The organism is Chamaesiphon sp. OTE_8_metabat_110 (assembly GCF_031382685.1).
In the GTDB taxonomy this organism is placed as follows: domain Bacteria; phylum Cyanobacteriota; class Cyanobacteriia; order Cyanobacteriales; family Chamaesiphonaceae; genus Chamaesiphon.
The window spans coordinates 1-10,268 of the sequence record NZ_JANMZA010000284.1; the positions used below are offsets into that span (position 1 = coordinate 1).

A 10,268-nucleotide genomic window follows, 5' to 3' on the forward strand; every position below is an offset into this window, starting at 1 on the left:
AGGATGAGTTGGTTGATAATAATAGAGATTCAGTCTTTTACGCGATCGGTATGTTAAGTCAAATTCCACTTAGTTTAGTTCTGATTAATGTTGGCGGTCTCCTCGCCCTGATTGGCTTTTTTGCCTACGCGATCGATGATGCGACCTTTAATTTAATTGGTTTCTTCTACGGTATTCCCTTATTCTTGGGCGGCTTAGCGCTCAAATCAGCAGAACTCGAACCAGTTCCGTTCGAGCAAATCACCCCCGCCAATCTCGTCAAGCTCAGAGAAGCACAAGCTACACCTACCCTCAATCAAATCCGCAAAGATGTCACCAGATTCCGCTACGGACAAGAAGCGCATCTAGACGTTGCCCTAGAAAAGCTCGGACTAGCGCCGACAGATGAAGATCGACCCATTCTCAAAACTCTCCAAGAGACAGAGATTGGCGGGGCTTACGCACTGATTTTAAAATTCTACTCACCGTTTATGAGTTTTGACGTGTGGGAAGAAAAACGCGGGAAGATTACCAAATTTTTTGGCCCCGGTATCGATGCCCAGATCGCCGGATACGATGATGAAGAAATCGTCGTCACATTAATCGTCGTCGAGCCAGCCAAGGAACTGGCTACTTCTCCAGCCTAATTGCGTACCATTGTAAATACTCTCCTGGTGCTAAATCCAGCTCACAGCTAGTATCTAGGAGATATTTGACTCGCTCGTTGACGCCACTAATTTGCTGGACATCGATCGGTAAATCGTCAGCAAATTTGATGACAATTTCTTGAAGTTTTGCAGACATTTCTGCTGGAGTCAGGATCTGCTCTGGCGAATCTGTCTCCAGCACGACGTAAGCTTCATTACTAAACATTAACGAGTCAGACATAGATTAGTGGATAGTGGATAGCGAAAAGTGCGTTCTTGGGGTTTCCCCAAGTGAAGCACCTTTTCAAGACAGTGGATAGTGAATAGTTGTTAGTGAATGGGTAACAACTAAGAAATAATCTAGCTCTCGATCTTATTGTAGCCATTAATCTCTATTTACTTTATTCTTCGATCGTTAATTTTTAATATCCACTATTCACTATCCACTAATCCATGAATCCACTATTATCACTTAACTATGAAGCCGCGATCGAATCACTCGGCACCGACTACTATGATGACGTAGTAGCTGCCGAATTTCCCCAGCAGATCTTACGCTTTCGGAATAATGATTTGTTGGTGCGGCTCGGACTCGATCCGCGCCAAGTTAGCGATGCCGATTTTATCGAAGCTTTTGGTAATTTTGCCAATCCATCACACCCCTTTTTAGCGCTCCGCTATCATGGGTATCAATTTGGTGAATATAACCCTGGATTGGGTGACGGACGCGGCTTCCTTTACGGACAGGTGCGGGGTACCGATGGCGAACTCTATGATTTTGGCACCAAAGGTTCGGGGAGAACGCCTTATTCGCGCGGCGGTGATGGCATGTTGACGCTCAAAGGTGGCGTGCGGGAGGTTCTAGCCGCTGAAGCGCTACATCAGATGGGGGTGCGGACTTCTCGCTGTTTGAGCCTGGTGGAGACGGGTTTAGACTTGTGGCGGGGGGACGAACCGTCGCCAACGCGTTCTGCGGTGATGGTTAGGTTTAGTCGATCGCACATTCGGTTTGGCACCTTCGAGCGCTTAAACTATCTCAAACGCCCCGATTTAATTCAGAAGTTATTAGACCATGTAATTGCCTATTATTACAGTCATTTAAGTAGTGCTGAAGGCGCAGAACGCTATATCCAATTTTACAACGAATTAGTCCAAAGAGTTGCCGAATTAGTCGCTCACTGGATGGCGGTCGGCTTTTGTCATGCTGTACTCAATACCGATAATATGTCGATTACGGGGGAGAGTTTTGACTATGGCCCCTTTGCGTTTTTACCTACTTATAATCCTGACTTTACTGCTGCCTATTTCGACCATTACGGACGCTATAGTTATGGCAATCAACCAGGCATCTGCAAGCTCAATTTAGAACTACTTCAGCAGCCGCTAGGTGCGGCGATCGATCCCACCGAAATGACCGCAGCTTTAGCCAAGTTTGAAGGTTATTATTTCGATCGTTACAAACAGCTCATGCTCCAAAAGCTCGGATTTACAGGCGCAACTAATCCGATCCTTGATGAATTGTTAGTTACCACGCTCCAACTATTAACAGATACCCAAGTCGGCTATCACCAATTTTTCTTTGAATTGAGTCAAGCATTTAAATTGCGATGGAAATTAGATCCTAATGCGATTTTGAATGAAACCGAACTCCTGCCAGAATTAGTCAGCAATTCTGGATATCAACAATGGCTACAGTTATATCATCAAGCGATGAGTACTATCCCAGCATCAGAGCTAGATACTGTCGAAAACTTGCTGACTCGATCGAATCCCCAGACGATTTTACTACGTCCCCAGATCGAAGCAATTTGGGAACCGATCGCTCAAGATAATAATTGGGAACCCTTTTATACATTGTTAGGGAAGATTCAAGCGGGTACATAGCGAGTATTTTATCTATATTAAAGGTTAATTTTGCAAAGAAATGTTAGAAAATAATCCAAGCGATCGCTTTTTAAAAACTGCCCTAGTTGTTGGTGGAGGACAGGGGATTGGGTTGGGATTCGTCCGGCGGTTACTCGATCGAGCGGATAGTGAGTGTGTCTATGCCACCTATCGCAGCTTAGAGTCGGCGACAGAGTTACTGGCGATTGCCGATCCTCGCTTGTGCTGTTTCCAGATGGATATCACGGATGAATCACAAATTGCAGCGGTAATTCACAAGATTCAAACTGAGACTGCTACGCTCGATTTTGTAATTAATGCTGTTGGCGTTTTACATGAAGGCGCAATGCAACCCGAGAAAAGTCTACGCCATATTAACAGCGAACAACTCTTACGTTATTTCCAAGTTAATAGTGTCGGCGCGATCTTATTATTAAAACAAGTACAACCATTACTCAAACATCCAAATCGATCGATCCTCGCGACAATATCGGCTAAAGTTGGCAGTATTGGCGACAATCACAGCGGCGGCTGGTATGGCTATCGCGCATCCAAATCTGCCCTAAATATGTTGATTCGCACCACCGCGATCGAGTACAAGCGCACCTGTCCGCAAGCGATATTAGTCGCACTCCATCCTGGAACGACTGACACCCGATTGTCGCTACCATTTCAACGCAATGTCCCCCCAGAAAAGTTATTTTCAGTCGATCGCACCGTATCCCAATTATGCACAGTTATCGATCGATTAGAGCCGATCGATAGTGGTGAATTTTTCTCTTGGGATGGCAGTCAATTACCTTGGTAGACTGTTTTATATCTTGCATTAACATAAAGTTATTAGTGGATAGTGGATAGTGGATAGTGAATAGTGAATAGTGATTAGTGATGCCAAACATCCGATTTCCCAAAGCCTAAAGCCTAAAGCCTAAAACCTAAAACCTAATCACTTCCCCCTAACTTCGCAGTGACAGATTCAACTTCCGCTATCGATACTCTATTGGCACCATTTCATCAATTTGGGGTGAATTTAGGACTCAGCCGCAGCCAAACTTTACTCGCCGCACTCGGCTCGCCGCATCAGGCTGTGCCGATAATTCATGTGGCGGGGACAAATGGCAAAGGTTCTGTATGTGCTTATCTCTCTAGTGTGCTGAGTGCCGCAGGTTATCGAGTCGGTCGATATACATCGCCGCACTTGGTAGACTGGAACGAGCGGATTTGTATCGACGATCGACCGATTTCGACTGAGGTGGCGCTAAGCACTCTCTCTAGAGTTATTGCCGCCATTGATGCGGCTAAGCCCACCCCCACACAGTTTGAAATCGTGACAGCGGCGATGTGGCTGTACTTTGCCGAGTCACAAGTAGATATTGCCGTCATTGAAGTTGGCTTGGGTGGTAGATTGGATGAGACTAATGTTTGCGATCGACCACTAGCAACAATTATTACCTCGATCGCGATCGATCACTGGCAGCAGCTCGGCGAAACGATTGCCAAAATCGCTGGAGAAAAAGCAGGTATTCTCAAACCCAACTGTCCCGCGATCGTCGGTACCTTACCTCCCGAGGCTGCCACTGTCGTCAGCGAACGGATCGCCAAGCTCGATTGCCCCGCAATCTGGGTTAAATCGGCTGTAGCAACCTGCCCACCCGCAGATCTAGGCTCAACCTCATTTTCACCGCTAGGGCTGCCTTGGGTCGAATCTGCCGGGATTAAATACCCGCTGGCTTTACTCGGCGAAATGCAGTTAACCAATTCCGCGATCGCGATCGCCACAATTGAGACACTACGCCAAGCTGGTTGGAAAATTAGCGCCACTGCACTTGTGACGGGGATGGCAAATACCCAGTGGCGCGGACGCATCCAGTGGACGACTTGGCAAGGGCATAAATTATTAATCGATGGCGCACACAATCCCGCTGCGGCGATCGCTCTGCGTCAGTATGTCGATACGCTAAATACGCCGATTAGTTGGGTGATGGGGATGTTATCGACTAAAGCACATCCCGAAATTTTTCAGGCGTTACTCCGTGCTGGCGATCGACTGTACTTAGTACCCGTTCCCGGACATAGTACCGCCGATCCAGCCGCACTAGCCGATCTGGCACGCCTAGAGTGTCCCACTCTTGCCGCGATCGAGACTTATCGCGACTTGCCGAGCGGATTAGCAGCGGCATTTTCAACTACCGCCGTTCATCAACCAGTGTTGTGTGGTTCTTTATATTTGTTAGGCAATTTTCTCAGCCAAAATCAATTTTGCGATCGCTAATGTAACGTACTAAGTTCTAGACATCACTTTCTCATAGCACCTTCAAAATGAAAGTACAGCCCTAAGTGTCCCAGTGACGATCGAGCTATTAGTGCTTTGATTGGCTGGATTGGTAATAACTTGGACGAGCGGTGTCATGCGTAAATTACTACTAACGGGGATGTTGTAAAATGCCTCAAAATTAGTTTGAGTTGCATTACCAACTTGGCTGAGTATAAACGGTTGGGCGATGCCAATTCCGGCTAAGTCATTCTTAGTAAATAAGTCTTGAAAAGCAATACCCGCCGACCAGTATTGAGGACGAATATCGCCCAGTGTGGTGTTAGGATACAGACCAGAACCATAGCGGGCAAATAAGCCAAATTGGGGAGAAAGTGCAACTTCAGCATTAACGCCAACAACACCAAATTTGCTGCCAAGCAGTTCGCCACCGCTGTATTGTAACCGCATGGCGATCGATTTTGTCGGTGCGTATTCTACTTCGACAACTCCCAAATAAGGATCGCCAAACAATCCGCCTGTAGAACCACCACCCCCAAGCGGGAACAAGCGAATATCATTGGGCGAACCACCGCCAAGAAACTGTTGATTTTCGGGTAAGCTGGTAGAACCGCTACTAGCAATGTAAACGCCCCGAATCGAAAATTGACGATCGAGCTGCCAATCAATTACAGCTCCCGCACCGCCCGGTCGAGGTAGTAAGATAAAATTATTAGTAATTGCAGCAGTAGAAAAGTCCCGAAAACTGGTATTTGCATAGCGATTTCGATCGATAATGGCGAAAATCGCTTGTCCGCTAAGTTTTGTAGTTGTCGAGAATTGCTGAGTTTCTATTTTTATGACATCAGTTTCGAGTCGTTCGAGTTTACCTTTAAAAGCGGTAATTTCTGTCGCGAATTCGATTTGTAATTAGCTCAATGTTTCTAGATCTGCGGGATCTATTTCAGCTATATTTTTGATTCGATCGGTACAATCAGGCAGATCTTTAGCAAACTTAGTTCGATCGATCTGCTGAATTTGATTAGATCTAGTTTCCGCAGATGGCGATAGACAATTATAACGATCGACAATCGACTTAAACGATCGAAATGCCCGATCGCTAGATTTAAGATCTACAGACTGCTGAAGATCGATCTGCTGGATTGGTTCGTTTGCTCGAACGGTAGTTAATCCAAGATAATTAACGATAACAAATACGATTGAGAAAGTGATGCTCCTGCCAAGTGGCTGTCGTCTATTTAGATGCTTTATCAACAATCTGCGCCAAAAATACAACATTATTCAGATAATTCGATTCTCCATAGGAGACGCTCCGCGAACGATTTAGACAGCATGAGAACGGGTTAAATTACGCACTTGAGACTTGAAAACGGCAAATCCCAAGGCAACGATAACTAGACCGCCGCCAACGAGCGCGTAGGTGCCACCTAAGCCCATAGATTTGGTTAACGGCTGGGTGACAATCGGTGATAAAAACTGCCCCAAGAACATCGATGTTGAAAGACCACCCAAGGCTCTCCCCCGCAGGGCATCGGGAACCGCAGAACTGAGCCACACCGACATATTCGGCATCAGCAGTCCCAAACCCATCCCCGCAATCCCCAATCCGGTTAATACTTGTAACCAGTTTGAAGATTGACCGATTAAGAGATAACCGATGCCCATGAAGCCAAAGATTGCAGGTAAAAAAGTGACAAATTCCATCCGTTGTTTGAGCTTGCCATAGGTAACAGAAGCAATTGCCGAAAATAGGGTGCAAAGTGCGATCGCCATGCCACTTTGAGAGGGATTAGCCTTGACTAAACCATCTAGATAAAAGGGCAATTGAACGGGGATCAGATAAAAAGCAATTTGACTGAGGGTGGTAAATCCATAGACAATTATCATCACGCCAATGGGTGTAGATTGGCTGGCTGAATCATTCGCCGCTCCCATGTTTGGCTGGGCAGAATTGCTTCGATCGGGTTCGCTAATAAACGCGAACACTAATAATGCGATCGGCCATGCAAATAGGTAAATCCCAAACGGATAGTGCCAGTTTTGTTGAGCTAGTGCGCCGCCAAGTGTCAGAAACACCACGCCGCCCAAACCCATAAATCCAGCCTGTAGCCCCATAAAAGCCGCCCGTGCGGGGCCGCTATAGTAATCAGCAATGAGGGTAGTTGCGCTCACCATTACCCCCGCCACAGCCAAACCTAGCACCGCTCGTCCGACTAGAATTGCGGGTAAACTTTCTAAAAATAGCCCCGAACTGCCAGCAAAACCATACAGAATTGCGGTAAGTAGTAATAGCGGTTTGCGACCGAATTTATCGACTACGATACCTGCGATCGGCGAACCAATGACGATAAATAATGCTGGTAATGTAATTACTAATTTAACTAAAGTCGTCCGTAGATCGGGATCGGAAATTGCACTTTCAAATTGTTGTTTCATCGCTGGCAGCGATGGTGCAACCGTGGCACCGGACATGACTGTCAGGCTGCTGGCGAGTAATAGCGTTAATTTGGTCGCCCAAGAATTGGGATTTGGCATTGGAACATGGGTTTGGTTTACTGGACTTCGTTTTGAGATCTAAATCCCCCAACCCCCTTAGAAAGGGGGCTTTCAAAGTCCCCCTTAGAAAGGGGGATTTAGCGGATGCAATCACGCGGAGGTTCCCTCCGCATGTGTTGCACCAAGCAGCGGCGGTTTTATTCTGGGGGAACCCCAGAATAAAAAACCGACAAGACAGAGGGATTCACACCAACTTCGCTAATCTATTTCTGCCAACGTTCTGTGGCTGCTGCAATTCGCTGACCGTATAATTCACAAGACAATCGATCGCCAGTGTCGAGTTCTACCGTTTTTGTCCCCGTAAAATCAGGAATGGCTTGCCCCATCACCCCTGTATAAGAACCCAATCGATTCACCCCGTTAGGCTGCGACATTTCACCCGCACCCACCCAAATCATTCCGTGTTGAGCGGCGTTAGTCGCCAAATAGATCAGCGTGCCTTGTTTATCGCCACTCATACCAGCAGAATGGGTGAAGCCACCAGCAATCTTATCTTTCCAGAGTTGTTGCGCCCAGATACTGCTGGCAGCATCAATAAATGCTTTAAGCTGAGCGGCAACGCCACCCATATAAGTTGGCGAACCAAAAATAATTGCATCGGCACTATTCAAAGTAGCCACCATTGCCTCATCTTTCCAGCGACCATTGACGATTTGTTCGCCAGTAATGCGGAGTAATTGGACTTTGGTGTCGGGAATTGTTTGGGCACCTGTGGCAATTGCCTCTGCCATTAAATGAGTATTGCCAGCTCCTGAGAAGTAGATAATTGCAATATTTGTCATGAGATTTTCCTGGTAATTGTGAATTGGTTGTTGTGAGCGCTGGGTTATCTCCTGACGGAGATGCTGCGCTAGTGCTACTCGCAACCCAACCTACATTTTTTTGATAACATCAAGTTTCTATAATAAATCCTGGTTGAAACTTGACAACTTCGGTATAAATTTGCTGAATCCCCGCAAATGCAGCAGCCTGTTGTCCGGTTTTAACGGTAAACACATTGACAAACGTAATCATCGGGGTTCAGTTCTGGATTTAGTAAATGGTTATTTCAATACTGCTAAACCTTTTTGAACCGCAGGTCGATCGCCAACTGTTTTCACCCATCGATCGAGTGCTGCCAAATTCTCAACTCGTTCGGGATGAGCCGCACGAATAAAGTTCAGCCCACTAGATGCCCATGTATAGTTCATGATGTCAGCAATTGAATAATCATCAGCGATAAATATGCGATCGGTTAGATGAGTATTGAGCACATTTAATAGCCGCACACTTTCATCTAAATATCGATTAATTGCATAAGGTATTTTTTCCGGTGCCGATCGCGAGAAGTGTCCCCATTGACCAATCATCGGGCCGAGTCCACCAACTTGCCAAAATGTCCAAGCTAAAACTGCCGCTCGGTTCTTAGCATCAGTTGGCAGTAGTTTTCCGCTTTTTTCTGCCAAATAAATTAAGATTGCCCCCGATTCAAATACTCGTTGACCATCATCGACAATCGCGGGTATTTTACCATTAGGATTAATCGCTAGAAAAGCATCTGCGTGTTGTTCGCCCTGCCCGATATTGACAGGAAAAATTTGATAAGGCAGACCGATTTCTTCCAACATGATTGCTGGTTTCTGCCCGTTAGGAGTATTGGCTGTATATAGCTCGATCGTCATTTTATACCTACTTTTTTGGTTTTTACAAAGGGGTTTTGAACAGGTTATTTATAGGATAAGGAAAGCTGATTTGCTTCGTTCCAGCACCGCCCTGAACTATAAGTGTCTCGTTCCGAGAGGCTACGCCAACGGGCTAATAGCGAAAGTTCGTTAAAACGAACTAGGTGATGTAGCAGTTCTCTTCAGAGAACTTTTGCTATTAGCCCCAAATTCATTTGAGGGCGGTGCTGGCGCGAAGCTAATATTCGTTAAGCGGAAATCCTTAACCCGCACTAACTGACCTTAACTATAAAATACCGCCATTGACTTGGAGATTTTGTCCCGTCATCCAATGGGCATCATCACCGACTAGAAATGCCACCACATCGGCGATATCCTGCGGCTTACCCAAACGTCCGAGCGGAGTTTGGCTAATTAGATGGTCGATTGCGGGTTGGGGCAAAATCAAACCATCTGTGTCGGTAACTCCAGGTGAAACCACATTTACCGTCACCTGACGCTGCCCGATCTCTTTTGCCAAAGCAAAGGCAAATTGTTCGCCAGCGGCCTTACTTGCAGCATATAACCCACCAGTAATTCGCGGCTGCTTGGTCGCTCCAGTCGAAAATTGAACGATCCTTCCGCCATCTTTGACGCGATGAGCGGCGGCTTGCAGCATGTACACCGCACCTTTAACATTCACCGCAAATACTTTGTCCAAATCCTCATCAGTTAGGTCAGTATGAAGCTTATATGATGCTGCTCCTGCCACATTGACTACAATATCGATCGATCCTAATTGCTTCTCCGTCTCATCAAATAATCGCGTCACATCGGCTCGATCCGCCACACTGCCCTGAATTGCGATCGATCGTCCGCCACCAGCAATAATTTCTTTGACTACAGCTTCGGCTTTTTCCGGTGAAGCAACATAGTTAACCGCTACTGCTGCCCCATCTCGTCCCAACCGCAACGCAATCGATCGACCGATTCCCCGCGATGAAGCGGTGACAACTGCGACTTTTCCGGTTAATGATGACATGCTGCTAGCCTCCTAATATAAATTTGGATTTGACTTAATTACTACGGTATACTTGATACTTACTTTTTGGGAAGTACTTACTTTTTTGTAAGTGTGTTGAGAAATTCAGATGACAACAAAACAAGTAGATGGCAGAAGATTCGTCCAAACCACTTTGGGCATACTAGGTGGCAAATGGAAAATCTTGATTTTATGGAATATTCGCGAGCGACCTCAACGTTTGAGTGAGTTGAAACGGCTAATTCCAG

Annotated in this window: 13 protein-coding genes; 5 read left to right on the plus strand and 8 right to left on the minus strand. The window is 46.2% G+C overall.

All coding sequences use genetic code 11. The features are described 5' to 3' along the window. The first annotated feature begins 50 nt into the window (after positions 1-50). Positions 51-626: a DUF2854 domain-containing protein gene (locus RMO52_RS10215; RefSeq protein ID WP_310413656.1), complete on the plus strand. Its 576-nt coding sequence runs from the start codon at positions 51-53 to the stop codon at positions 624-626. Here the strand turns inward: RMO52_RS10215 and RMO52_RS10220 are convergent. Further along, positions 610-867 carry a chlororespiratory reduction protein 7 gene (locus RMO52_RS10220; RefSeq protein ID WP_310413635.1) on the minus strand — a complete coding sequence of 86 codons (258 nt, stop codon included), beginning with the start codon at positions 865-867 and terminating at the stop codon, positions 610-612. The genes RMO52_RS10215 and RMO52_RS10220 overlap by 17 nt on opposite strands. A gap of 212 nt (positions 868-1,079) precedes the next feature. On the opposite strand from RMO52_RS10220, the gene RMO52_RS10225 reads away from it, so the two are divergent. The 3 genes from RMO52_RS10225 to RMO52_RS10235 all read left to right on the plus strand — a co-directional run bounded on the left by RMO52_RS10225 (position 1,080) and on the right by RMO52_RS10235 (position 4,782). Next, complete coding sequence (locus RMO52_RS10225) at positions 1,080-2,510, plus strand: protein adenylyltransferase SelO family protein (RefSeq protein WP_310413638.1); 1,431 nt, start codon at positions 1,080-1,082, stop codon at positions 2,508-2,510. A gap of 40 nt (positions 2,511-2,550) precedes the next feature. After that, on the plus strand, positions 2,551-3,318 hold the full coding sequence (locus RMO52_RS10230) for an SDR family NAD(P)-dependent oxidoreductase (protein ID WP_310413641.1): 768 nt from the start codon (positions 2,551-2,553) through the stop codon (positions 3,316-3,318). A 159-nt stretch (positions 3,319-3,477) separates the two neighbouring features. Then, entirely contained in the window at positions 3,478-4,782 is a 1,305-nt protein-coding gene (locus tag RMO52_RS10235; RefSeq protein ID WP_310413644.1) for a folylpolyglutamate synthase/dihydrofolate synthase family protein, read from the plus strand. 42 nt (positions 4,783-4,824) lie between these two features. On the opposite strand, the gene RMO52_RS24685 is transcribed toward RMO52_RS10235, so the two are convergent. The 7 genes from RMO52_RS24685 to RMO52_RS10270 form a co-directional block, all read right to left on the minus strand. Then, positions 4,825-5,331, minus strand: a complete 507-nt coding sequence (locus RMO52_RS24685; RefSeq protein WP_396134945.1) for a carbohydrate porin — start codon at positions 5,329-5,331, stop codon at positions 4,825-4,827. 360 nt (positions 5,332-5,691) lie between these two features. Then, entirely contained in the window at positions 5,692-6,060 is a 369-nt protein-coding gene (locus RMO52_RS10245) for a hypothetical protein (RefSeq protein WP_310413647.1), read from the minus strand. Between the two features lie 45 nt (positions 6,061-6,105). Further along, positions 6,106-7,317, minus strand: a complete 1,212-nt coding sequence (locus RMO52_RS10250) for an MFS transporter (RefSeq protein ID WP_310413650.1) — start codon at positions 7,315-7,317, stop codon at positions 6,106-6,108. Positions 7,318-7,541: 224 nt separating this feature from the next. Continuing rightward, entirely contained in the window at positions 7,542-8,120 is a 579-nt protein-coding gene (locus RMO52_RS10255) for a flavodoxin family protein (protein WP_309745423.1), read from the minus strand. Between the two features lie 109 nt (positions 8,121-8,229). Further along, a complete protein-coding gene (locus tag RMO52_RS10260) occupies positions 8,230-8,352 on the minus strand; it encodes a hypothetical protein (protein WP_309745421.1) in 123 nt (40 codons plus the stop codon). A 29-nt stretch (positions 8,353-8,381) separates the two neighbouring features. Continuing rightward, positions 8,382-8,999, minus strand: coding sequence for a glutathione S-transferase N-terminal domain-containing protein (locus RMO52_RS10265; RefSeq protein ID WP_309745419.1), 618 nt, complete (start codon positions 8,997-8,999; stop codon positions 8,382-8,384). A gap of 286 nt (positions 9,000-9,285) precedes the next feature. Then, the gene (locus RMO52_RS10270) at positions 9,286-10,020 is read right to left on the minus strand and encodes an SDR family oxidoreductase (RefSeq protein ID WP_310413653.1); all 735 of its coding nucleotides are present in this window, start codon (positions 10,018-10,020) and stop codon (positions 9,286-9,288) included. A 109-nt stretch (positions 10,021-10,129) separates the two neighbouring features. On the opposite strand from RMO52_RS10270, the gene RMO52_RS10275 reads away from it, so the two are divergent. Further along, positions 10,130-10,268, plus strand: a 139-nt coding sequence (locus RMO52_RS10275; RefSeq protein ID WP_310413662.1) for a winged helix-turn-helix transcriptional regulator, incomplete at its 3' end; no start/stop codon positions are given.

Excerpts from the sequence above, each read along its gene's own strand:
- RMO52_RS10215 (WP_310413656.1), top strand. The coding sequence starts at position 51 with ATGTTAAGTCAAATTCCACTTAGTTTAGTTCTGATTAATGTTGGCGGT.
- RMO52_RS10220 (WP_310413635.1), bottom strand. The coding sequence starts at position 867 with ATGTCTGACTCGTTAATGTTTAGTAATGAAGCTTACGTCGTGCTGGAG.
- RMO52_RS10225 (WP_310413638.1), top strand. The coding sequence starts at position 1,080 with ATGAATCCACTATTATCACTTAACTATGAAGCCGCGATCGAATCACTC.
- RMO52_RS10230 (WP_310413641.1), top strand. The coding sequence starts at position 2,551 with ATGTTAGAAAATAATCCAAGCGATCGCTTTTTAAAAACTGCCCTAGTT.
- RMO52_RS10245 (WP_310413647.1), bottom strand. The coding sequence starts at position 6,060 with ATGTTGTATTTTTGGCGCAGATTGTTGATAAAGCATCTAAATAGACGA.
- RMO52_RS10250 (WP_310413650.1), bottom strand. The coding sequence starts at position 7,317 with ATGCCAAATCCCAATTCTTGGGCGACCAAATTAACGCTATTACTCGCC.
- RMO52_RS10255 (WP_309745423.1), bottom strand. The coding sequence starts at position 8,120 with ATGACAAATATTGCAATTATCTACTTCTCAGGAGCTGGCAATACTCAT.
- RMO52_RS10260 (WP_309745421.1), bottom strand. The coding sequence starts at position 8,352 with ATGATTACGTTTGTCAATGTGTTTACCGTTAAAACCGGACAACAGGCT.
- RMO52_RS10265 (WP_309745419.1), bottom strand. The coding sequence starts at position 8,999 with ATGACGATCGAGCTATATACAGCCAATACTCCTAACGGGCAGAAACCA.
- RMO52_RS10270 (WP_310413653.1), bottom strand. The coding sequence starts at position 10,020 with ATGTCATCATTAACCGGAAAAGTCGCAGTTGTCACCGCTTCATCGCGG.